The organism is Neobacillus sp. NRS-1170 (assembly GCF_050468025.1).
This window is the reverse complement of the sequence record NZ_JBITPF010000032.1, coordinates 38198-60464: the sequence shown is the minus strand read 5'-3', so window position 1 is coordinate 60464 and position 22267 is coordinate 38198. Positions and strand designations below refer to the sequence as shown.

The window sequence follows — 22267 nt, the reverse complement described above, 5'->3', positions numbered from 1 at the left end:
TTGGAGAATGAATTTAAAAGTGCGGAATTATAATCCAATATAGCGTATAATGAAATTTCGGGTTTTTATTTTCTCAAGGAGAACGCACTTATGAATCAGACTTTTACCATAAAACAAAAGACGAAACAAATTTTCGTCCTGTTAATTCCCATCTTAATTACACAGCTTGGCATGTTTTCAATGGTGTTTTTTAATACGATTATGTCAGGAAAATACAATTCTTCCGATCTGGCTGGCGTAGCAATAGGCTCCTCGATATGGAGTCCGATTTTCACAGGAATCAGCAGCATACTGCTGGCGGTTTCCCCTATAGCAGCACAGCGGTTTGGTGAGAAGAAGAGCCATGAGGTAACCTCGGTTGTAAAACATGGATTATATCTTTCTGTATTTATCACAATTCTATTAATTATTCTTGGTTTCTTCTTGTTAGATCCGATTTTAGATAGCATGAACCTGACAGCAAGAGTTAAGGATACTGCATTTGATTACCTCGTCGGACTTAGTTTCGGAATCCTGCCACTGTTTATTTTTAATGTTCTGAGATCCTTTATTTATGCACTTGGAAAGACTAGGGTGATCATGATCATTATGATAATATCCCTGCCGCTTAATTTCTTGTTAAACTACGTGTTGATTTTTGGAAATTGGGGCTTCCCAGAGCTTGGCGGGGCAGGGGCTGGATATGCTACAGCCATTACCGATTGGGCCTTTATGGCAATGACCATTTTCATCGTGAAAAAACAAGAACCGTTTTCTACCTTTCCAATATTTGAAAACATGAAGGAATTTTCATGGGAAAAATGTAAGGAGATATTAAAAATTGGCGTGCCAATGGGGCTTTCTACTTTTTTTGAAACGAGTATGTTTGCGGTGGTGACGATCCTTTTAAGTAAATTTAATGTGACCACGATTGCTGCTTACCAATCTGCCTTAAATATTGTCTCCTTTTTGTATATGATTCCCATCAGCATTTCCATGGTCCAGACTGTACTTGTTGGTTTTGAGGTGGGGGCAAAGCGTTATAAAGATGCGAAACAATATAGCTGGCTTGGTGTGTACCTCGCCATATTAATCGCCATTTTAACAGGATTACTTGTCGTAGCCTTCCGCTATCAAGTCGCCGGCTTCTATTCGAATGAAACAGCTGTCATCAACTTAACGGCAAACTTTTTAATATTTGCCTTATTTTTTCAAATCGCGGATGCCATTCAGGCAACTGCTCAGGCTGCATTAAGAGGGTATAAAGATGTGAATATAGCCTTTATCATGACTTTAATTGCATACTGGCTGATCTGCTTACCAGTCGGATACCTTCTCGCCAACTTTACCAGCTTGGGTGCAAGAGGCTACTGGATTGGGCTGACCGTTGGTTTGCTGGCAGCAGGAGTCGCCTTATCCTTAAGACTTATTTATATACAAAAGCGAAAGTTTGTCGGAGCTGCAATTAAGGAAGTAGTTTAGAAAGACGTCATTCATCATTGAATGGCGTTTTCTTTTTTTTAACAATTTTCCGCTTCCTTTGCCACGAATTTCGAGTCTAAGCTGGAGCCTATCCCAATTTTCTAAAGGGATACATACACTATTTTGTAACCTAATTGAGGAGGGATGTAGATGCAACGACAGCTGCATGGAATTTATGTAGTGAATCCAGGTGCAAGCTATGGTTACCATCATGGCCACGGCGGATATTATCCAGGGCATGGTTATCATCATGGTCACGGCGGGTACTATCCAGGCCATGGCTATCATCATGGCCACGGCGGATATTATCCAGGCCATGGCTATCATCATGGCCACGCAGGATATTATCCAGGCCATGGCTATCATCATGGCCATGGCGGATATTATCCAGGCCATGGATACCACCACGGCCAGGGAGGGCATCATTAAGGACAATAATTATGGTTGAAAATAGAAAAGGCTGTCCTTGAGGCAGCCTTTGAATTTTGATATCGAATTTACATATCAGGGATCGTCCCCTTTATTTCATGTCGTGAACAAAATGAACAAAATGGTTTATAAGTTTTTAATGCTGTTTAAATGCAAAAACTATGAATCTTCTAAATTTTAAGTAAAATTAAGAAAACGGTTACAAGGGGGAATAGAAAAATGTTTTCGATCAAAAAAATCTCAGCAGTAATGTGTGCAGGTGCTTTGGCATTAAGCTTAGGCGCTTGCAGCAGTAAAGAAACAGCAAGTTCAGGTTCTAGTAAAAAAGAGGCTGGTCCAAGCTATCCTACAAAAGCGATTTCTGTCGTAGCCCCATCTGGAGCTGGCGGCGGCTGGGATTTAACAGCCCGCTCCTTTACAAAAGTATTGAGCGAAACGAAGCTCGTCAGTCAGCCATTAACAGTGGAGAATAAGCCAGGAGGCGGAGGTGCCGTGTTTATGGCTGAATACGCCACACAGCAATCAGCAAATAACGAAATGCTGTTCGTTAATTCACCGCCGATTATTATCAACAACTTGAAAAAAGAAGGAAACAGCCCTTACGGCTACAAAAATACAACACCTCTTGCTCAATTGACAAAAGATTATGGAGCGATTGTTGTCAAAAAGGATTCCAAATTTACTGACTTAAAGTCCCTTTTAGATGAAGTCAAGAAGGATCCTAGCAAACTTACCTTTGCCGGTGGTTCCGCACCAGGTTCTATGGACCATTTAATTTCTATTCTTCCTGCCTTTAAATTTGGTGTGGATCCTACAAAAATAAAATATGTTTCTTACGATGGCGGCGGGGAGGCCATTACATCCCTTCTTGGCGGTAACGCTGATGTGATTGGAACAGATGCTTCTAGCGTAAAAGAGTTCCTAAAAGCTGGCAAGGTTCGTGTGCTCGCTGTTACGGCTGCTGATCGTTTAGGCGGTGATTTTAAGGACGTGCCAACGGCTAAAGAACAAGGTGTGGATGCTGAGTTCACGATTTGGCGCGGAGTGTTTGGTCCAGAAAAAATGTCTAAAGAAGCAAAATCCTACTGGGAAACAACAATCGATAAACTTGTAAAATCTCCTGAATGGAAGACAGAAGTAGAGACACAAGGCTGGGAACTAGAATATAAAAATAGCTCTGATTTCACAAAATTCTTAGGTGAGCAAGATAAACAAGTTCAACAATTACTAGAAGCATTGGGCATGCAGAAGTAAAAAGTGTACGGGAAGGAGTTAGCTTTCTCCTTCCCGATTTTTAAAAAAGGGGGATTTATGAATGGCTATTAAGTTTGATCGGATTGCATCCATTGTCTTTCTAGCTGTTGGCGTACTGTTTATTATCGGCAGCAGGCATCTATCAAGTTCATCCTATGGAAGTGTTGTAGGACCGGACATTTTTCCTTTTGTACTTGGAATCATACTTGTTTTATTAAGTATCCGCTTGTTTTTCGAAACGAATGTGTCAAAGGGCGGACAGAGCAAGACGGAAAAATTAGAGTACAAACCATTCCTTATTATCTTTCTGGCTACCTTGATTTATATTTTAACGCTGGAAACCATCGGCTATGTGATTACGACCTTTTTATTTTTACTAGTGTGTTTTCAAACGATGGAGCGTTCTAAGCTGCTGACTTCCATCATTATATCTGCTGCCTTTTCTGGACTCGTTTATTTTTTATTTGTAGACGTGTTAAAAGGGACACTGCCAGGCTGGCCAATTTGGTTTTAAGAGAGGAGGCTAAAAATGAGTACACTCGATTATTTATTTCAAGGATTTGGAACCGCACTTATTTGGTATAATCTTATTTTTGCATTTGTAGGGGTTTTAATTGGAACAGCTGTTGGGGTGCTGCCAGGAATCGGCCCGATGAGCGGTGTCGCGCTGCTTATCCCTGTAACGGCCTCCATCACTGGTAGCCTTCCGCCCGAGCAAGCGGCGACTAGTGCGATAATATTGCTGGCTGGAGTCTATTATGGAGCGATGTACGGTGGTTCAACCACTTCGATTTTATTAAATACACCTGGTGAATCTTCTTCCGTTGTTACAACCCTGGACGGCTATCAAATGGCCAAAAAGGGAAGAGCCGGAAGTGCATTATCGATTGCGGCAATTGGTTCATTCGTTGCAGGTATTGTCACATTGCTTGCTCTGATCTTCCTAGCAAAACCATTATCAGCGGTGGCACTGAAATTTGGTCCGGCAGAATATTTTTCCTTGATGCTTTTGGGTCTCGGGGCTGTCAGCGGTTTAGCTGGAAAATCGGTTACAAAAGCGTTGATTATGACTGTTTGCGGGTTACTGCTAGGAACCATCGGGATTGACAGTGTGTCAGGAATTGCCCGTTTTACCTTTGATGTGCCATGGCTGTACCAGGGAATTGAATTCTTAACGATTGCGGTTGGATTATTTGCCCTTGGTGAAGTATTCAAAACCATTTTAGAAAAAGAAGAAGAAGATGGGGAAATGGCGAAGATAAATAATTTAATCCCATCCAAGGAAGAGATGAAAGAATCCGCAGGACCAATTGCCCGTGGATCGATTTTAGGGTTTTTCGTCGGTATTTTGCCTGGAGCCGGGGCAACGCTGGCATCCTTCTTCTCATATTTATTAGAAAAAAAGATTTCGAAAAACCCAGCGAAATTTGGCACTGGCGCGATTGCTGGGGTAGCAGCACCGGAATCCGCCAATAATGCAGCCTCTGGCGGGGCGATGATCCCTTTATTAACTATGGGAATCCCGGGATCTGGAACAACGGCGATCCTGATGGGAGCGTTAATGATGTACAATGTCCAGCCGGGTCCATTATTATTTGAAGACCATCCGCAGGTGGCATGGGGCCTGATTGCTAGTATGTTTATTGGAAATATCATGCTGTTGATCTTAAACCTGCCACTAGTAAAGGTGTTCGCAAAAATTATTCAAACACCAAAGCAATTTTTAATTCCGATGATTATCGCGATTTCTATTTTTGGAGTATACGCCGTGCAGGTGTCGATGTACGATTTATTACTTTTATTAGCTTGTGGCGTGTCAGGTTACTTCTTAAGCAAAAACGACTACCCAATCGCTCCGCTCGTTCTAGGGCTGGTATTGGGACCAATGGTTGAAAATAACCTGCGAAGAGCATTAACCATTTCGAATGGCGATTACAGTGTATTCTTTACCCGCCCGATTTCACTAGCCTTCCTACTAATTACAGCCCTCTGGCTGATTGTACCGTTCATGATGAAAAGAAGAGGGAAAGAAGTCATTATTAATGTTGAAGGATAAAAGATCTTACCAAGCGAAGCTTATGGCTTCGCTTTTTTATTTTTTTAAAAAAACTAGTGATATTTTTTAGACTCTAGTGGATTTAAGGGAAAAAAGGGTACAAACCTAAAGCCTGTCTTATGCGGGATACATATAGATAGAGTACAAGAACACAAGAAGGACAGATGGAAGGGGGGGACATTAGCGGACTAACCGTAATTAGGAGGTAAGTCGTCTCAGAGAAACATTCTGAATTAACAGCTAGATGAAAGGAGAAAAATATGGTTCATTTAACCGTTTGGATAACCATCATTACTTTTTTGGTTACCCTCGGATTTATCCTTTGGAGGCCAAGAGGCATTAATGAAGCAATCCCCGCCTCCATTGGTGCGATTATTGTTGTGCTAAGCGGTAGTGTTACACTCGCTGACCTTGGTATCATTGCCGACACTATCAGTGGTGCTGCCATTACGATCATGGCGACAATTGTCATGGCAATCGTATTAGAAAGCTTTGGTTTTTTCAACTGGGTAGCAGAAAAATTGGCGGCGAAGGCAAAGGGCTCAGGGATTCGGTTATTTTGGTATGTCAACCTTTTGTGCTTTCTGATGACACTGTTTTTCAATAATGATGGAAGCATCTTAATCACCACACCCATTCTAGTCATGCTATTAAACAATATGGGCTTAAAAAATCATCAAAAAATCCCTTATTTGCTGTCTGGAGGGCTGATTGCCACCGCTTCGAGTGCTCCGATTGGGGTAAGTAATATTGTTAATTTAATCGCTTTAAAAATTGTGCATATGAGTCTGTACTTGCACACAGCGATGATGTTTGTACCGGCAACACTTGGATTGCTACTGCTCGTTGGGCTTTTGTTCCTTCGTTTTTACAAAGTATTGCCGAAAAAAGTTCCAACTGAAGTAACAGGATTGTCGCTTAAATCCTACCATCCACTAAGGTCCGGAATTCAGCATAATTCGGAAAAAGAACGCTCGAGATTTATGCGCAATGTTCTTTTGTTCGTTTTTGCTGTCCGAGTCAGCCTATTCGTCGCTTCGTTTTTAAACATTCCTGTCTCTATGATGGCTGTATTTGGCTCGTTGGTCCTTTTAGCTTGGCGGTGGGCCTATTTAAAAATACCGCCGATCGATATGTTGAAAAAAACCCCGTGGTATATCATTGTTTTCGCCTTTTGTATGTATGTCATAATTTACGGTCTGAATAACATTGGCTTAACAGACTGGCTGATTGGTTTCATGGAGCCGATTGTTGCTGGAAGCCTGCTCCATGCGAGCGTGATGATGGGCGTTCTTCTCTCAGTACTCTCCAATATTTTTAATAATCACCCGGCTCTTATGGTTGGAACACTTACGTTAACGAATATGGATCTAAGTTTACTTGAATTGAAAGTAGCCTACTTAGCGAACGTAATTGGCAGTGATATGGGCTCGTTACTTCTTCCAATGGGGACGCTAGCAACCCTGATGTGGATGCACATTGTTAGAAAAGGAAAAGTGAAAATTAGCTGGTGGGAATACGTTATAATCACAAGTGTTGTCATACCACCTGCAGTATTATTCACCTTAGTGGTTTTATATTATTGGGTTTCCTGGCTTTTTGGCGGTGTTTTGCAAAACTAAACCATTCGGGAAAAGGAGATTTAAGATGTTAGTTGATTTTGTTGATTTAATAGGGAAAAATATTGAGGTTGAAATTTCAGGAGGGAATTTTCACAAAGGCACCCTCCTGGATAGTGGATTGGACATGATAGTTTTATACGATAACAAAAACCATTCCTTTCTCTACATTCCCTTTATTCATGTTCAAAGATTGAAAGAAACCATGTTAAACGAGGATGAGGAGGATACCTACCAACCCCCTTCAGAAAAACCGATTGAAATGGATGTGATATCGTTTCGGAAAGCATTAAATTTTGCTAAAGGATTATTTGTTCAGGTGTATATAACAGGGAATAAATCCATTCATGGGTACCTAACCAGCATTATGAATGACTATTTTGTTTTTCACTCCCCTGTATACAAAAAAATGTTTATTTCGATGAATCATGTTAAATGGCTGATTCCGTATCCGCCTAACACAACACCGTACTCATTAACCAGCGAAAATCTACAGCAAATGTCTAAAGCCACACCATTAGCAAGGTCACTAAATGAGCAGTTGAAAAAATTTGAAAATCAACTAGTGATTATTGATGGTGGGGAACATACTGAAAAAATTGGGCTGCTTCAAAAAATTCGCAATAACAAAATAACCTTAATAACAGCGGATGGAGAAAGGGTATACAGGAATTTAGAGCATATTAAAACAATACAATTACCATAAGAAAAGAGTGATCGTCCATGAGGAATATAACTACACAAAAAGAATAATCCACCTGCGTTGGCAGACGCTGATGGATTATTCATAAACTTCTAGAGTTATATTTGACCGTATCAATCGGGATACGGTCTTTTTTTGGTGTACCACCTATTGTTAAGATATGTGATTTATAAAAGAATGTTCTAGGAAAAAAATTCCAATTAAGCCATTTTGTTAGGCTGAGCTTTTATAAAAGGTTTCACAGAAGGTAAATTCGCGATATATACCCCAGATAATACGAGAATTCCACCAATAATTTGGCTTATTAAAATCGGGTTTCCTAAAATAAAGTGGGATGCAATAATCGCAACAAACGGCTGAATATTCATGAACATGGAAGCAGTTCCTGCCCCAGCCTTCGCAACTCCCTTATTCCACCAAAAACCGGCCACACCTTGTGCGAGAATCCCTGCAGCAATCAGTAAAATCCACATGAAAATGGAAGGGCTGATGACCAATCCGCTGACAATCCCTTCCACACCAGCGGCGGGAATCATTAAGACACTGCCAAGGACCGTTGCATAAATCGTAATGACAAAGGAATTCATTGTCTTCGATAATCCCCGAATAAATAATAGACTTATGCAAAGACAAAGCATCGCGATTAAAATATTGAAATCGCCCCATGAAATTCCGATTGAACCTTTTCCAACCCCAATAATTGAAAATACGCCAATCAAGCTAATCAACGCTCCCGAGGCTTTCTTTAAGGTTAATTTTACTTTAAATATAATCCGTTCTAATAGAATCGTAGCAATGGGCGAAAGCGAAAGGATTAAGGAAGCATTTGCAGGTGTGGTGTGTTTGAGCCCAGTAAAATAAAAGGTTTGATTAAGAAGCGTTCCAAAGATACCGACACCAAGCAGGTATTTCCACTCCGTATTCGTTGGCCGCTTCATTCCTTTTAGGGAGAATGCAAGAATGATTAAAAACAGTGAAGTAAAACAGATCCGGACTGTGGACAAAAACACGGGTGAAAATTCTTGAAGCAAGTATGCACTGACAGGATAATTGCATCCCCACAGCACCGATACTAAAAACAAGCTTAATAGAGTTTTTTGATTACTACCTGACATAGGCATAGACACGCCTTTCTGATCGAACATTGATGTAAATCCATTTGCTTATTATAGCATCTTGTTTCGTGCGTCGAAAGATTTTTTTTAAAATCACTTTAAAATAATTCATTCGTATAATTAAATAAAGGACATTAATCGGAGTGGAACGTATGGATAATGAGTTTATTAAAAAGGAAGGGCGGGTTTTTCCGGGAAAAACCTATGTCGAAGAATTATTAAAGCCGGTTTTTAATGATCAACGAGATTATTTATTTCACGTCATGTTCGATATCCACCGGGCACATGTGATCATGCTCGAGGAGCAGCAAATCATTAAAACTGCCGAAGCTAGAAAAATGCTTGAGGGGATTAATAAGGTTGCTAGTACAGAAACAGCACAAATCCATTACGATCCTCAGTATGAAGATTTATTTTTCATGATGGAAGCCAAAATAGCGGAGGAAATTGGCGATGAGCTTGCCGGAAAAATTCATATCGGGCGAAGCCGGAATGATATGGGGGTGGCCATGTACCGCTTGGTGTTAAGGGAACATCTTTTACTGCTGCTTGTGAGTAGTTATCAATTGGGTGAGGTATTACTAGCGAAGGCTGAAGAACATAGCGAAACGTATATGACTGCCTATACCCATACCCAGCCCGCACAGCCAACGACCTTAGGGCATTATTTCTTGGCGATATATGATGTGTTGATGCGGGACATCAAACGGCTTTGGTCCGCATTTGATACGGTTAATCAATCACCGCTCGGGGCCGCCGCTTTATCGACGACCGGTTTTCCTATCAGCCGTTCTCGTACCTGTGAATTATTAGGGTTTGATAAAGTAATAGAAAACTCATATGATTCTGTCGCGGGTGCCGATTATCTATTAGAAGCGTCCACCGCTTTAATGGCCTGCATGGTGAATACTGGAAGATGGATTCAAGATTTCCTCATGCATGTCACAAGAGAATTCGGCTCATTCAAGGTTGCGGACCCCTATGTCCAAGTAAGCAGCATTATGCCCCAGAAGCGGAATCCCGTGTCGATTGAACATTCACGGGCACTGGCAAGCAGCTCCTCTGGTGAGGCTCTCGCGGCGATCCAAATGATTCATAATACGCCCTTCGGGGATATTGTCGATACTGAAGATGACCTACAGCCTCATTTATATCGGGCATTTTCGAAAGCTAACCGCGTAATGAAAATCATGTATGCCGTTATATTGACACTAGATGTAAACGAGGAGCATTTAAAGGTGATGTCTGAAAAATCCAGCATCACTATTACGGAGTTCGCCGACACCTTGACAAGGAACTATGATATTCCCTTTAAAAAAGCACATTCCATCGCGAGTACTCTTTCAAGAAGGACTGTTAAAGAGCAAAAAGAGTTGTTCGATTGGGAGGTGGATGAAATAAATTCAATGCTCAAGGATTTGGCTAATGTATCGTTCAATGAAGAGGAATGGAAAAAAATCATATCCTCTGAGCACTTTGTCGAAGTGAGAAGGATCCAGGGAGGACCAAATCCTAATGAGGTTAAGAGGATGATCGAAGATCGAAAGGCCCGTTTAAGTGAAGGCTTAAAAAATTTACGGCTGATTATTGGCAAATTAGCTAGTAAAAGAAAAAAAATGGTAGATTATCGCTTGTAAAGATAAAAACAGTCTTAAAATGGCTGTTTTATTTTTTTGTCCTCTTTTTAATAGTAGATTTTTTTAATATGATAGAGTTAGAGGTGGTTGAATGCGATTACATACAAAGTTAATGCTAGGTATCTCCATTCTCATTATTGTGATGGGAACGATTATTGAATTTACTTTTAAAAATATTATGGAAACCAATCTGAAGCATGAAATCGGCTCGAAGGCCTTATCTGTAGCGCAATCGATCGCCAATATGCCTGAAATACAAGCTGCGTTTCGAACCGATAATCCAGCTGCCATAATTCAGCCTATTGCTGAAAATATTCGACATCAAGTTGGGGCTGAATTTATTGTCATTGGGAACCGGAATGAAATCCGATATTCGCATCCAAATCCGGACCGTTTAGGTGAAAAAATGGTTGGGGGAGATAATGACCTTGTGTTTAAAGGGAAATCAGTCATTACTGAATCGACAGGGACCTTGGGGCCCTCTTTAAGAGGAAAAGCACCGATTTTTAGTGGTGGTCAGGTGATTGGTGTTGTTTCGGTTGGTTATCTTCAGACTGAAATTCAAAAAGAAGTTTCGAAAATACAACAAAAAATCTTTGTTGCTACACTGATTATATTAGCAGGGGGACTAATTGCTGCAATACTAATCTCATTAAATATCAAAAGGGCCATTTTCGGACTTGAACCAAAGGAAATAGCCTGGATGTATCAGGAAAAGCATGCGATACTTGAGTCCATTCATGAGGCGATCATTGCGATTGATAACGGTGGTCGGATCACTGTAGTAAATGAAACTGCTCATAAAATTTTGAATGTTCCGAATGATATTTTACTAAGGGGCAAAAAAATCGATGAGGTTATTGAAAATACGAAGCTGTATGACGTGGTTAAATCAGGACAGGCAGAGTATGATCAGGAAATAATTATTTTTGGAGACGTCTTTTTGGCTAACCGCATTCCTATTTTTAACAAACGGGGAATAGTCGTAGGAGCTGTTGCCAGCTTCCGGAATAAGTCCGAGCTTGCTTCGCTGCTTCAGGAATTATCACATGTAAAAGCTTATGCGGAAGGACTTCGTGCCCAGACGCATGAATATTCCAACCGGCTTTACACTTTACTTGGCTTGATCCAGCTTGGCTCCTATAAAGAAGCGGTTGATTTTATCTCAAGAGAAGTGGACGTAGCCCAAGGGTTTATTCAATTTTTAATGCAGGAAATTCCGGATCCGATTATTGCAGGATTCATTTTAGGGAAAGTAAGTTTAGCGAGTGAGTTAAAAATTGATCTTTCAATAGATAGAGAAAGCAGTTTTAAGGATATCCCTTTTGAAATTAGCAGAGATTCATTAGTGACGATTATTGGGAACTTAGTCAATAATGCTTTTGAAGCTGTTAGGGAAAATGGCTTGCATGAAAAACGCGTTTCGCTGTTTTTAACGGATCTTGGAAAAGACCTGATTATTGAAGTAGAAGATAACGGGCAAGGGATTGATTCAAAGCATCAGGACCAAATTTTCTCGGCAGGTTTTTCAACCAAGAATACAGGCAGTAATGCCGGAATTGGCTTAAATTTGGTACAAAAAGCGATAAACGATTTAGGGGGATTTGTTACATTTTCTTCGAGTGCGGGTGAGGGAACGATTTTTACGGTGGCGATACCGAAGCAAAGGGGGAGATTGAATGAAAATGACGGGAAACAAGCCTATCGAAGTGTTAATTGTTGAGGATGATTTAAGGATTGCTGAAATTCAAAAACGGTTTCTGGAACAGCTGGAAGGGTTTCAAACGGTTGGGATTGCTGCCAGTTATGTGGAGGCAAAGACCTTAATCGAGATCCTGCAACCGGATTTGCTTTTATTGGATGTCTATTTTCCAGATATGAATGGACTTGAGCTATTGAAGGAAACCAAACAGCAAGCAAAACAAATGGACGTCATCATGATAACGGCCACTAAAGAGATTCAAATGGTCCAGGAAGCGATTAGCATTGGTGTATTTGATTACATCATTAAGCCGGTCGTTTTTGAGCGATTTAAGCAATCTTTGCAAAGATATCAAGAGTATCATAAAAGGCTGATTCAATTTAATATGGAAAATACCCATGTTACCCAGCAGCAGGTGGACATGCTTTTGCGTAAGGAAAGCGATGGAGCGGGAGGCATAAGTGGCGAGAGGGGGTATTTGCCAAAAGGGATTGACCCGCTTACTCTCGATAAGGTACTGGAGGTTCTCGAAAAAGTTGCTGAGGGTCTAACAGCCGAACGGGTTGCCAAAGAAATCGGCGTCAGCCGAACCACCGCCAGACGCTACCTCGAACACCTCGTAGCCGAAGAAAAAATAGCCGCCGACCTGGCCTACGGAACCGTTGGAAGACCGGAAAGGGTATATATGTGTTGTTTATAGGGTGTCAGGCACCGCAAAAAGACATTTTAAATAATTTGTCCACTCTACGCGGACAGTTTTGACAGGCATTTGATTGGATGCTTGTCTTTTTTATTATTTATAATTGATGAACCTTCCAAGATAAGGTAAAATAAAATAGACTATATAGTCTATTTAAGGAGGAGGAATTTAAATTAGAGCATATATTTTTTGGGCATCAAATAAACTGACTAGTCGTTTTAAATTAATTTCTACGACCAGGGTACCATAGACCTTTTAGACCAACAATGGAGAAGAAATCCTTCCCAATATCGATTCGGTAAAAAGGAACAGACATTATAATTAAGTCAAAAGATACAGGAAAAAGTTTACAAAGGAGGAACCAAAAATGACTTTAAATATATTTTTCTTAACCATTACCATCAATAAAAGGAAAATGAGTGTAAATGAAGCGGTCCATCAAGAAATGGTTGAAAAGTTGTACGAAAAAAATAAAGACCAGCAAATTTCAATGCGTCATTTTATGTAAAATAAAAAACCTTGATTCATGTCACTGAATCAAGGTTTTTACTGTTATTTAGCTATCTGATAAAAAGCATAATCCCGTAAATATTCCGGAAGCTGGAGCAGAGACTGCAATTCCGCCACAGTCCCGTTTGGTACAATATCTATATCCACGATGTTATAGCTCCACTCAAACTCTGCTGGGATATGAATGGCATTAATTCCAAGATCAATCGCTGGCTTAATATCAGTTTTTAGAGAATTACCGACCATCCAGGTGGAATTCTTCTCCGTTTTAATCTCATCCAGGACCAATTGCAACGCGTCCGAATTTTTGTGTTCAAAAATAAACACACGCTGTTCAAAGTAATTTTCCAATCCTAATTGGTCAATTTTCCTTCTTTGATTTTCTTTATCGCCGCCAGTAAATAAATATAAATCATGGCCATCGTCCTGTAGCCTTTCTAATACTTCATATAAATAAGGGAAGGGCTGCACATCTATCTGAAAAACACTCTGACCGATACTGTGTATATGTTCTACTTCACAATCTGTTATTCCTCTTCCGTATTTCACGCAAAAATATTTATAGGTTAAAACGAGTGATTCTGGATATAAGGAAGAATGTAAGCCGAATTCCTCTACATTTTTTAAGTCAATCTCTAACTGTTTTTGGAGGATCTCTTCTTTCGTTGCGGAATGAAACCAATCCAGCATTTGATCAGCAAATTTGTTTTTAGACTCTTTAAAGTATTTGCTGCAGTGGATGAGGGTATCATCTAAATCCATTATTAAGGTTTGTTGATTCATAAAATCAATTCCCCCTTTAATAGTGGTGTAGAATAAATATATGGGTAAACAGCATCCAAATGCTAAAAAAAGAATGTCCTCCAGAAAAATACACCATAGGTATTAGGAGAAATAGAGCGCCTAATTCAAAAGGTAAATTACCTAGATAATCAATTTTAACCCGCATATATTAATAAAAAAAATTTTTTGAACCCGTATCTTTTCCCCTGCCTTAAAACGTTTAAAGGATAGAGAGTGCTAAAGGAGTGAAAAAACATGTCACACAAGCTTAGACCATTCCCCGTAGAAGACCCAAATCAGGGAGAGAATTTATTTTGGAAAGAGCATTATCCAAAACTGCAGCGATATTGCCGCTTCATTGCTCAAAATAAATGGGATGGCGATGACATCGCTCAAGAAACATTTCTAAAAGCATTGAAATATCAACAAAAAATGTCTCCCGCTTTATTAAACAAAATTGCCTACAATCATTGGATTGATCTGCTCAGAAAAAGGAAGCATGAAACGATTGAATCCGAAATAGAAAAGGTATCAACATCCCAGCAATTGGATGAGACTGTCGAAATGCTGATTGAGCAATTCACACCAAAGCAAGCCATCATCTTTTTGTTAAAAGAAGCATTTCAATATCAAATAAAGGAAATTGCCGACATATTAGAAACAACAGAAATGGCGGTGAAGTCCAATTTGCATCGAGCGAAAAAGCGGTTGGAAAAAGAAGAAGATCAATCTCATTCAGTTGATACTTTCTGGGATGCAGAGGAGCGGGAGCAGCTTACAGAGCTTTTTAAAGAATCGTTATTAAATGAAGACCCTGCTGTTCTTATTCAAGCTATTCCAACTATACAAAGTATGTTTAACGTAACAAATCTCGTTACAAGACCAACTCCATCTCAATCTCCTTCAAGCACTCTCTGTATGGCGGCATAGCCAATTAAATGCTTTAAGGAGGAAAAAATGATGAGCACCATTCCATATGTAATCGAACAATCCAATCGCGGTGAGCGTTCCTATGATATTTATTCACGGTTATTAAAGGACAGAATTATTATCATTGGGGATGAAATCAATGATCACGTGGCTAATAGTGTGGTTGCCCAGTTACTATTTTTAGCAGCGGATGCGCCGGATAAAGAGATTTCCCTCTACATTAATAGCCCTGGCGGGTCCACCTCAGCGGGCTTTGCGATTTTTGATACGATGCAATTCATTAAACCGGATGTTAGAACGATCTGTACCGGCATGGCGGCATCATTCGGAGCGATGCTGCTGCTGGCGGGGACGAAGGGGAAACGATATGCGCTGCCAAATAGTGAAATCATGATTCATCAGCCATTAGGTGGAGCGAGAGGGCAGGCAACCGAAATCGAAATTTCCGCGCGCCGAATACTCAAACTAAGGGAGCATATTAATCAAATCATTTCCGAGCGGACAGGGCAGCCGCTTGAAAAAGTAGCACGAGACACAGACCGCGATTTTTTCATGAGTGCCGAGGAAGCAAAAGAATATGGGATCATTGATGAAATTCTATATCCAAAATGAGACACAAAAAGGGCAGGTTCAACCTTGCCCTTTGCTTGTTTAAACTAGCATTTCTTTCCTTCAAATTTCATCTTATATTCAGCATCGCTCATATTCGGGTTCTTTCTGGGCTGTGATTTACTCAAAGCTTTCTTCATTTCTACCGTGGCATCATCATTTGTATTATACTTTCCATCCATGCGTATCACTCCTTCCTATTTGACTCTTGTATAACAACGTGTTTTGGTGCCTTTGGATACCCGTTTTTACCCGAATCATCCGGCCCCGTCAGGTTATTTCGCTGATCCAGAACCTTTCCGGAGTATTCAATCGGATTATTTTTTGGCATAAATTTCACCTCCATTTATAGGATGGTTGAAAAATAAATTCGAATGCAGGGAAATGCTTTTTTTCGGATTTAAGGGAGAAAAGTTACAAGGGATTTGTGGATTCGCTGATAAATTATTTTGAAGTGTAATATTACATTAAAAAATATACGATCTTACAAAAATTTATTTATTATTTGCGAATTTACCTGATATATTTGCGAATTTATCTAAATTATTTGTGGATTCACGTAGTTTATTTGCGAATCGAGAATAAAGGCTTCACATAATTGAAAAAGCTGAACCAAAATATTTGGTTCAGCCTCGGGAAAAATCTTATTTTCCATTCCCAGCGCCAATTCGTCGAGTGGCGCTAGCCGATTTTGCAGGATCCGTTTCTGATGTACTAGTAAATGTAAGATCCGTAGGCACCGGTTGAACACCCGTTTTGCTATTTTTAGGAATCTTTACATAAACCGGAACATTAACTGTTTTTCCATCCTCCACTTCGATAACGTTATTCTCCAACATGATATCCCAGCCAGCCTGGGTCTTGGCGTTCAGACGGATGAGATCACTGCTATTTCCAGTATTCGTTACACTAAAATTATAAACAGCGACTCTTCCAGGTGCGGCAAATTCTGACGTGCCATTTGCAACAGCAACTCCGCGTGTAAATGAACCTGCACCATCCATATTACGAACGGCAACTCGGTAGGAAAGAGCACCAGTTGCGTCATATTTTTTTCCTAAAATATAGAAGTGGAGACGGTTATATTCATCCTTATATTCACTAACAACTCCAGCCCCGGTACCAGCCTTGAAAAGAGAATCGGCTAATTGCTGATAATCACCTTTAGACAGCATAGCAGTTGTACCGTCCGGCCGTTTAAAGTCGACCAGATTGATATCCTCTTTATGCGAATCAATGACCCAAATGTTTGGAGCAGACTCGGTATTCTTTGTTTTCGCCAATAATACTCCAGAGTCTGGGACAAATGAATCGTATCCGACTCTATCAACAACTTCGAGGGTGTAATTATTGTACCATTTGGCACCTTTCTGCATGTCAGCACGCCAATCATTAGTCAGTGAGTTCGTCGGTGTATTGTCCACCATGCTGATATTAATACCGTGAAGACCCGTGCGTCCAAATTGACTGCCGGTCGGCACCTCACGCGAAATAATATCCGCAAAGACAGGACCGCTTTCGGCAAGCCTGTCACGATCTAAACTTAGATATTGATCAGGTGCTAGGAAGCCTTGCTTGATTTTGTTCCGGAGCATATGATGTGACGGGGCCGATGCACCCAATGTGGATGGAACCATCCATCTTGTGTGCGGGCCGCCTGGGCCATTGAAGCTGCCGCGGCTCATTAACTCCCAAGGTCCAGAATAAGTACGGGAAACGGGAACACCATATGGATTGTTGTAGTTATCGCCAAGGCTCATAATATGGCCGAATTCATGTGCGAAAGTACCCATTCCATCATTTTCACCTTGGATAGAGGTGCCACCGCCGGCGCTTGACCAAATACCTTTTGCTGCATACCAGGAAGTCCAAGGGACATAACGAGTAACGGCCGAATTTGGCATGCCAGTAACATTAGGTCCAAAAGGAGCGGTTACGGATTCCGCGTTTTGGAACATCATTTCGCCCAGCTCCTGCCAAACGCCAGATTCATCATACCCTGAGTGAACAATAAACCTAAAATCAAAATTCTCACCAGAAGCGTTAATGTCTGTAAGTGCCTTTTGAACGGCTTCTGACCGAAGGTTTCTACCTGTGTAGCCTTCAGGCATATTAACCTTCTGACCAAACTCATTCAGTCCATATTCAAATTCATTTCCATCCATTCGATAGGGACCAAATGCTTTCAGCTCAATTTTCCATTTGCCAAAAGAATTTTCCTGCCAATATTCGTTTACTGTGCGATAGTTGTTTAATGCAGAAGGTTTATTAAGGAAATCCTCCCACCATTTGCCAAGCTGATCACGAGGCACTTTTCCAGTGCTAATTGGATTACCGGCTATCTCCGAACCTTCTGGCTGACTTAAAATAAAATCGCGGTCGGGGAAATCTACGATTATTAATGCTCCTTTAATAACTCTTTCCGGCTGAATATCCGCGGTATTCCAGTCAATACCGGGAACAGGACGGTAATCACTCCAGGACATATCTCGAGGCAGGACCCAGGACTGGGAATCAATGGGTTCTGGAAAATCTGATAATCCAGGCTGTTCTGCGTACGCTGTCGTTGAAATGGCTGTTAGTAAAAAACTAATCAAAAATACTAGAGTTCTTTTCAAAAATTCAACCCCCCCAATGTTTTATATGTACAGGAAAATAATAGCATTTTCTGATTATTTCGAATATAAAAATAAATAAAAATGTAAAAATAAGGATTATTTCCCTATTAATAGGATATTTAGAAAAACAAGACTAGTAGAAAATGAGTATAAAAAAATAGGTAAAAAACACTAATATTTGTCCACGCTTTTGAAGTTGAAAACGAGCAAAGGAATTAATCGCCGGCGAGGCAATGAGATGTAAAGTAATTGAACGAAAAAAAACGGAAGGTGACTTTCACCTTCCGTTTTACATATCGTTTTTATGAGCGCTGAATGGTAGTCGTGGAGAAGTTTTTCACCATTTTTTGCAGGTTTCGATGCGCTTCTCTTAACTTAATCGTTTCATCAATGATGTTTTGGAAACCTTCCAAATCTCTATCAGATGCATTTAACAAGGACTTCGGGATTCCTTCGACAATTTGTTGTAGGGTTATTTCCATAGCCAAGACAATGACCACCTTTCAACTTATTAGTAAGACATCTGATTTGTCTTTCTTAATATTTTTCGATTGTGGTTAGTTTTTCCTGCCAGCATCTTAGAAAACTTATCTACAAATAGCCCGAGATTTTTATCAAGATAGTAAAAATCTTGCATAAAACGACACCATCCATTATGTATTTCCTTTCAATTGTAGAAAAATATTATTGCTAATTCGTTTTTGCCGCTTCATAGTGTTCATAGAACACCTTAAAAAGCCGATCGTCACCGCCGCGGTCAGGATGTAATGCTTTTAGTAGTTTTTTAAACTCCTTCTTCACTAAATCTTTTTCAGCATGGGCTTCTAATCCTAATAATGACTGATAATTGATAGAAGCAGGTTCTGATATAGCATATTCTGCCTGCAGCATTTTTTTCAATGATCGCACTTTCGCTTGCTCGATACGGAAACTACTTTTTAACTCCTCAATCTTATCTTTCAATTTCTGGTTTTCCTTGAAGGTTTTCTCCCAATCCTGGTAATCAACACCAAATTTTCTGCGATTTTCTTCTATTATTTTTTCTAAAATAAAGGAAGCCAAATCATTGGGTTTAATCACGTAGTCAATGTTTAAATTTGTAGTACGTTTCGCTTTTAATTTTCCATCGAGGATCCAGCGGATAACCATTTGCTCGCTCGCAGTAATACCCTCGGCACCAAGTAATTTGGTTACTTCTTTCACATTAAGCATGTTCTCAACTCTTATCTCTAACTTAGTAAAATGCTAAATTCAATGTACCATAGATAATTTTTTAGTAGTTTACCAAAGTATAATAATTTGATTAAATTTACTTTTCGTAATTTTTACAGCCTGTCCATTTTAATCATTTGTCTCTATATTACAAGTGAATGGAGGAAAAACAGTCCAAAGGAATCTATTTTAATAGATTCAGAATTGTTAAACTATTACTATCATCATGCGTTGGCTTCCATAAAATCTGTTAGGGGGAATACGATGGAGCGAAAAGTACGCTTGATTCCGTACCAGGTAATGGCAGAGGTTGAAGAAGTAACCGAGGTACCAAAAGGGGTAGAAATGATTCAGTCCCCGAAAGTTTGGGAAAAAACAAAAGGGAAGGGGATCACCATAGCGATCTTGGATACAGGCTGTGATCTCACGCATCCTGACTTAAAGGAACGGATTATTGGCGGATGCAATTTTACAAATGATGACAAAGCAAACAAAACGATTTATAAGGATTACAATGGGCACGGAACACATGTTGCCGGGACCATCGCAGCAACCGCCAACCAGAAGGGCGTAGTCGGAGTTGCCCCTGAAGCGAATCTATTAATCGTAAAAGTACTTGATAAAAATGGCTCTGGTCAATATGACTGGATTATCAATGGAATCTATTATGCTATTGAACAAAAGGCAGATATCATCTCGATGAGCCTCGGCGGACCAGAGGATGTACCGGAATTACACGAAGCCATCCAAAAAGCGGTAGCCAATAATATTCTCGTCGTGTCTGCTGCAGGAAATGAAGGGGATGGACAAGGTTCTACAGATGAATTCGAATATCCAGGATCCTATAATGAGGTTATAAGTGTAGGAGCGATCAACCTTGAACGTCATATTTCCGATTTTAGTAATTCTAATAAAGAGGTCGATGTGGTGGCACCCGGTGAAAATATCTTATCTACTTATTTGAAGGGGAATTATGCTAAACTTAGCGGCACCTCAATGGCAACACCACATGTCTCCGGGGCACTGGCTCTAATAAAATCTTTGTCAAATCAGGCATTCGAGAGAAATCTATCAGAACCAGAACTATATGCCCAATTAATTAGGAGAACGGTCCCGTTAGGATATTCTCCTAAGCTCGAAGGTAATGGGATGGTCTATTTAACAGCCGTAGATTATCTAGTGGACGTATTCAATGAAACAACGAATGTTGTCAATGTCTAGCAATTTTAATTAAGTTTGTCCTGCAAATACCCAATCATTTCTATGAAAAATTCATTTAATAGAAATGAAAGGAGTTGATTTGCATGAGCTCACAAAGTTTTCGAGACTTTGCACATAAGCTTGTTGGTGAAGAAGTAGAAGTTGTGACGAATAATGGGACCTTTACTGGAACACTAGAATATGTTGGCGGCGACAGCATCATTTTGCGTACTAGAATCAGAGGCCGCATCGTAAGATTGGCTATTCGTATCGCGTTAATTATCGCCTTATTCAGTTTGTTAACTGGTCGCAGATTTACCTTTTAAAAAATAGAGTCTAAATAAGAGTGGCTGCCAGTAGTTAGGGCAGCCATTTTCATTCGGTGTCTAACGGTGATTTCAAATGATCGTCAAATAAATCAATAAATAGACTGCCATTGGATGAAATGACGGCATATTGAACCGCCTTGATTTCTAAACTTCTTAATTTTAATTCTTGATCCAGCCAATTTTTTGAAAAATTATGGTTAAAATTCTTCTCTATTAACTTTCCGTCCATAATGAGTTCCTTTGGCAGCATAACGTTTTCATTTAAATTAGCTGCTGGATTAACGTCCTTTTTACTGACATTTTGGTATTGTGTTTTCTTCAATACTGATAATTTGCCGCTCACCTCTAAAAGCGCATATTCCACCTCAAATAAATCAAATATTCCTTGCTCCCGAAGCTGCTGATTTAAATCATCCAAGGTATATCTTATTTTTTTCATGTTGGCATCAAGAATTTTCCCATTATCAATGATGACAGTGGGCTGCCCGGATAGCCACTTGCGAAATGGCCGACTGTTTGCAGAAATAAGGGATAAGAAAAAATAGATTAAAATAAGGGCAAGGAAAGAAGAGATCATCGGAGCGAAGTGGAGATTCGTATCAAACCCCATGTTCGCAATAAAAGAGCCTATCGTGATAGACAAAGCAAAATTATAATAATTTGTATGAGAATTTACCTGTTTTCCCACCCATAATGAAACGCCCAGTAAAACTATATAGGCAATACATGTACGGATAATCGCTTCAAAAACAACATGCAATCTACTTCATCCTTCACTTTTAATTGTTCCTATTTCAGTATGGGCTAAAAAGGTAATTAAAATGTAAGAAAATCTGCCATATTTGTAGTTCGGGTTGATGCTGTGAGTTATCATGAAAGGGGAGGTGTTTATTTTGATCATTGAGGAATTGGATTCGATTGAGGAATCTATTTCGGAGCTATCCCGGCTATTGGTGAAAGTAGTCGATGATGGTGCGGCCGTAGGCTTTCTGCCGCCAATGGAACTATCACAATCTAGGGAGTATTGGGAAACAGTTTCATCGCCTGGTGTGATTTTATTTGTGGCTAAAATTAACAATCGGATTGTAGGGAGTGTTCAATTACATTTATGCACGAAACCAAACGGTTTACATAGAGCCGAAATTGCCAAGCTCATAACGGACCCTGACTTTAGGCGGCAGGGTTTAGGCCGTGCACTAATGCAAAAAGCAAAGAAACGGGCATTACAAGAAGGCCGGTCATTGTTAGTTCTAGATACAAGAGAAGGAGACCCCTCCAATATTCTTTACCAATCACTAGGATTTATCGAAGCAGGGCGAATCCCGAACTTTGCCAAGTCAGCAAATGGGGAACTGCATACGACTGTTTTATATTATAAAACTCTATAATAAATAAAGCGG

24 protein-coding genes are annotated in these 22267 nt (G+C 40.0%); 16 read left to right on the top strand and 8 right to left on the bottom strand.

Annotation, left to right across the window (positions count from 1 at the left end):
• Nucleotides 1-90: 90 nt before the first annotated feature.
• From ACIFOT_RS15015 to ACIFOT_RS14985, 7 genes are all read left to right on the top strand, one after another.
• Nucleotides 91-1461, top strand: coding sequence for an MATE family efflux transporter (locus ACIFOT_RS15015; RefSeq protein WP_430065845.1), 1371 nt, complete (start codon nt 91-93; stop codon nt 1459-1461).
• A gap of 150 nt (nt 1462-1611) precedes the next feature.
• Nucleotides 1612-1890 (top strand): hypothetical protein, encoded by a 279-nt coding sequence (locus tag ACIFOT_RS15010; protein WP_430065843.1) that lies wholly within the window; start codon nt 1612-1614, stop codon nt 1888-1890.
• A 219-nt stretch (nt 1891-2109) separates the two neighbouring features.
• On the top strand, nt 2110-3144 hold the full coding sequence (locus ACIFOT_RS15005) for a Bug family tripartite tricarboxylate transporter substrate binding protein (RefSeq protein WP_430065841.1): 1035 nt from the start codon (nt 2110-2112) through the stop codon (nt 3142-3144).
• 61 nt (nt 3145-3205) lie between these two features.
• Nucleotides 3206-3658 (top strand): tripartite tricarboxylate transporter TctB family protein, encoded by a 453-nt coding sequence (locus ACIFOT_RS15000; protein WP_430065839.1) that lies wholly within the window; start codon nt 3206-3208, stop codon nt 3656-3658.
• A 15-nt stretch (nt 3659-3673) separates the two neighbouring features.
• Nucleotides 3674-5200: a tripartite tricarboxylate transporter permease gene (locus ACIFOT_RS14995; RefSeq protein ID WP_430065837.1), complete on the top strand. Its 1527-nt coding sequence runs from the start codon at nt 3674-3676 to the stop codon at nt 5198-5200.
• Between the two features lie 260 nt (nt 5201-5460).
• Nucleotides 5461-6822 (top strand): arsenic transporter, encoded by a 1362-nt coding sequence (locus ACIFOT_RS14990; protein ID WP_430065835.1) that lies wholly within the window; start codon nt 5461-5463, stop codon nt 6820-6822.
• A 25-nt stretch (nt 6823-6847) separates the two neighbouring features.
• Complete coding sequence (locus ACIFOT_RS14985; protein WP_430065833.1) at nt 6848-7525, top strand: DUF2642 domain-containing protein; 678 nt, start codon at nt 6848-6850, stop codon at nt 7523-7525.
• Nucleotides 7526-7722: 197 nt separating this feature from the next.
• Here the strand turns inward: ACIFOT_RS14985 and ACIFOT_RS14980 are convergent, their stop codons facing one another.
• Nucleotides 7723-8667 carry a DMT family transporter gene (locus ACIFOT_RS14980; protein ID WP_430065831.1) on the bottom strand — a complete coding sequence of 315 codons (945 nt, stop codon included), beginning with the start codon at nt 8665-8667 and terminating at the stop codon, nt 7723-7725.
• A gap of 122 nt (nt 8668-8789) precedes the next feature.
• Here ACIFOT_RS14980 and argH point away from each other — a divergent pair, with 122 nt between their 5' ends.
• From argH to ACIFOT_RS14960, 4 genes are all read left to right on the top strand, one after another.
• Nucleotides 8790-10274, top strand: a complete 1485-nt coding sequence (gene argH / locus ACIFOT_RS14975) for an argininosuccinate lyase (protein WP_430065829.1) — start codon at nt 8790-8792, stop codon at nt 10272-10274.
• A 91-nt stretch (nt 10275-10365) separates the two neighbouring features.
• The gene (locus tag ACIFOT_RS14970; protein ID WP_430065827.1) at nt 10366-11997 is read left to right on the top strand and encodes an ATP-binding protein; all 1632 of its coding nucleotides are present in this window, start codon (nt 10366-10368) and stop codon (nt 11995-11997) included.
• Nucleotides 11960-12676, top strand: coding sequence for a response regulator (locus tag ACIFOT_RS14965; protein ID WP_430066049.1), 717 nt, complete (start codon nt 11960-11962; stop codon nt 12674-12676). Before ACIFOT_RS14970 ends, ACIFOT_RS14965 begins: the two co-directional genes overlap by 38 nt.
• 367 nt (nt 12677-13043) lie before the next feature.
• On the top strand, nt 13044-13184 hold the full coding sequence (locus tag ACIFOT_RS14960) for a YrzI family small protein (protein ID WP_430065826.1): 141 nt from the start codon (nt 13044-13046) through the stop codon (nt 13182-13184).
• Between the two features lie 44 nt (nt 13185-13228).
• On the opposite strand, the gene ACIFOT_RS14955 is transcribed toward ACIFOT_RS14960, so the two are convergent.
• Nucleotides 13229-13969, bottom strand: coding sequence for an HAD family hydrolase (locus ACIFOT_RS14955; protein WP_430065824.1), 741 nt, complete (start codon nt 13967-13969; stop codon nt 13229-13231).
• A 255-nt stretch (nt 13970-14224) separates the two neighbouring features.
• Between ACIFOT_RS14955 and ACIFOT_RS14950 the strand changes: the two genes are divergently transcribed.
• Together ACIFOT_RS14950 and clpP are read left to right on the top strand one after the other, a co-directional pair.
• Complete coding sequence (locus ACIFOT_RS14950) at nt 14225-14899, top strand: sigma-70 family RNA polymerase sigma factor (RefSeq protein ID WP_430065822.1); 675 nt, start codon at nt 14225-14227, stop codon at nt 14897-14899.
• A 27-nt stretch (nt 14900-14926) separates the two neighbouring features.
• A complete protein-coding gene (clpP, locus tag ACIFOT_RS14945; RefSeq protein ID WP_430065820.1) occupies nt 14927-15511 on the top strand; it encodes an ATP-dependent Clp endopeptidase proteolytic subunit ClpP in 585 nt (194 codons plus the stop codon).
• Nucleotides 15512-15555: 44 nt separating this feature from the next.
• Here clpP and ACIFOT_RS14940 read toward each other — a convergent pair whose 3' ends face one another.
• From ACIFOT_RS14940 to ACIFOT_RS14920, 5 genes are all read right to left on the bottom strand, one after another.
• The gene (locus ACIFOT_RS14940; protein WP_430065818.1) at nt 15556-15690 is read right to left on the bottom strand and encodes a hypothetical protein; all 135 of its coding nucleotides are present in this window, start codon (nt 15688-15690) and stop codon (nt 15556-15558) included.
• 5 nt (nt 15691-15695) lie between these two features.
• Nucleotides 15696-15839: a hypothetical protein gene (locus ACIFOT_RS14935; RefSeq protein WP_289983279.1), complete on the bottom strand. Its 144-nt coding sequence runs from the start codon at nt 15837-15839 to the stop codon at nt 15696-15698.
• 313 nt (nt 15840-16152) lie between these two features.
• Nucleotides 16153-18126 (bottom strand): M6 family metalloprotease domain-containing protein, encoded by a 1974-nt coding sequence (locus ACIFOT_RS14930; protein WP_430065816.1) that lies wholly within the window; start codon nt 18124-18126, stop codon nt 16153-16155.
• 302 nt (nt 18127-18428) lie between these two features.
• Nucleotides 18429-18614: a hypothetical protein gene (locus ACIFOT_RS14925; protein WP_430065814.1), complete on the bottom strand. Its 186-nt coding sequence runs from the start codon at nt 18612-18614 to the stop codon at nt 18429-18431.
• Between the two features lie 202 nt (nt 18615-18816).
• A complete protein-coding gene (locus tag ACIFOT_RS14920) occupies nt 18817-19338 on the bottom strand; it encodes a J domain-containing protein (RefSeq protein WP_430065812.1) in 522 nt (173 codons plus the stop codon).
• A 264-nt stretch (nt 19339-19602) separates the two neighbouring features.
• Between ACIFOT_RS14920 and ACIFOT_RS14915 the strand changes: the two genes are divergently transcribed.
• Nucleotides 19603-20559: a S8 family peptidase gene (locus tag ACIFOT_RS14915; RefSeq protein ID WP_430065810.1), complete on the top strand. Its 957-nt coding sequence runs from the start codon at nt 19603-19605 to the stop codon at nt 20557-20559.
• Between the two features lie 83 nt (nt 20560-20642).
• Nucleotides 20643-20864 carry a hypothetical protein gene (locus ACIFOT_RS14910; RefSeq protein WP_430065808.1) on the top strand — a complete coding sequence of 74 codons (222 nt, stop codon included), beginning with the start codon at nt 20643-20645 and terminating at the stop codon, nt 20862-20864.
• Between the two features lie 49 nt (nt 20865-20913).
• Here the strand turns inward: ACIFOT_RS14910 and ACIFOT_RS14905 are convergent, their stop codons facing one another.
• Complete coding sequence (locus tag ACIFOT_RS14905) at nt 20914-21627, bottom strand: DUF421 domain-containing protein (protein ID WP_430065806.1); 714 nt, start codon at nt 21625-21627, stop codon at nt 20914-20916.
• Nucleotides 21628-21760: 133 nt separating this feature from the next.
• Between ACIFOT_RS14905 and ACIFOT_RS14900 the strand changes: the two genes are divergently transcribed.
• Nucleotides 21761-22255: an N-acetyltransferase family protein gene (locus tag ACIFOT_RS14900; RefSeq protein ID WP_430065804.1), complete on the top strand. Its 495-nt coding sequence runs from the start codon at nt 21761-21763 to the stop codon at nt 22253-22255.
• Nucleotides 22256-22267 lie beyond the last annotated feature (12 nt).

Excerpts from the sequence above, each read along its gene's own strand:
- ACIFOT_RS14910 (WP_430065808.1), top strand. The coding sequence starts at position 20,643 with ATGAGCTCACAAAGTTTTCGAGACTTTGCACATAAGCTTGTTGGTGAA.
- ACIFOT_RS14920 (WP_430065812.1), bottom strand. The coding sequence starts at position 19,338 with ATGCTTAATGTGAAAGAAGTAACCAAATTACTTGGTGCCGAGGGTATT.
- ACIFOT_RS15000 (WP_430065839.1), top strand. The coding sequence starts at position 3,206 with ATGGCTATTAAGTTTGATCGGATTGCATCCATTGTCTTTCTAGCTGTT.
- ACIFOT_RS15005 (WP_430065841.1), top strand. The coding sequence starts at position 2,110 with ATGTTTTCGATCAAAAAAATCTCAGCAGTAATGTGTGCAGGTGCTTTG.
- ACIFOT_RS14995 (WP_430065837.1), top strand. The coding sequence starts at position 3,674 with ATGAGTACACTCGATTATTTATTTCAAGGATTTGGAACCGCACTTATT.
- clpP (WP_430065820.1), top strand. The coding sequence starts at position 14,927 with ATGATGAGCACCATTCCATATGTAATCGAACAATCCAATCGCGGTGAG.
- ACIFOT_RS15010 (WP_430065843.1), top strand. The coding sequence starts at position 1,612 with ATGCAACGACAGCTGCATGGAATTTATGTAGTGAATCCAGGTGCAAGC.
- ACIFOT_RS15015 (WP_430065845.1), top strand. The coding sequence starts at position 91 with ATGAATCAGACTTTTACCATAAAACAAAAGACGAAACAAATTTTCGTC.
- ACIFOT_RS14955 (WP_430065824.1), bottom strand. The coding sequence starts at position 13,969 with ATGAATCAACAAACCTTAATAATGGATTTAGATGATACCCTCATCCAC.
- ACIFOT_RS14935 (WP_289983279.1), bottom strand. The coding sequence starts at position 15,839 with ATGCCAAAAAATAATCCGATTGAATACTCCGGAAAGGTTCTGGATCAG.
- ACIFOT_RS14950 (WP_430065822.1), top strand. The coding sequence starts at position 14,225 with ATGTCACACAAGCTTAGACCATTCCCCGTAGAAGACCCAAATCAGGGA.
- ACIFOT_RS14965 (WP_430066049.1), top strand. The coding sequence starts at position 11,960 with ATGACGGGAAACAAGCCTATCGAAGTGTTAATTGTTGAGGATGATTTA.
- ACIFOT_RS14960 (WP_430065826.1), top strand. The coding sequence starts at position 13,044 with ATGACTTTAAATATATTTTTCTTAACCATTACCATCAATAAAAGGAAA.
- ACIFOT_RS14990 (WP_430065835.1), top strand. The coding sequence starts at position 5,461 with ATGGTTCATTTAACCGTTTGGATAACCATCATTACTTTTTTGGTTACC.
- argH (WP_430065829.1), top strand. The coding sequence starts at position 8,790 with ATGGATAATGAGTTTATTAAAAAGGAAGGGCGGGTTTTTCCGGGAAAA.
- ACIFOT_RS14985 (WP_430065833.1), top strand. The coding sequence starts at position 6,848 with ATGTTAGTTGATTTTGTTGATTTAATAGGGAAAAATATTGAGGTTGAA.
- ACIFOT_RS14915 (WP_430065810.1), top strand. The coding sequence starts at position 19,603 with ATGGAGCGAAAAGTACGCTTGATTCCGTACCAGGTAATGGCAGAGGTT.
- ACIFOT_RS14980 (WP_430065831.1), bottom strand. The coding sequence starts at position 8,667 with ATGTTCGATCAGAAAGGCGTGTCTATGCCTATGTCAGGTAGTAATCAA.
- ACIFOT_RS14970 (WP_430065827.1), top strand. The coding sequence starts at position 10,366 with ATGCGATTACATACAAAGTTAATGCTAGGTATCTCCATTCTCATTATT.
- ACIFOT_RS14940 (WP_430065818.1), bottom strand. The coding sequence starts at position 15,690 with ATGGATGGAAAGTATAATACAAATGATGATGCCACGGTAGAAATGAAG.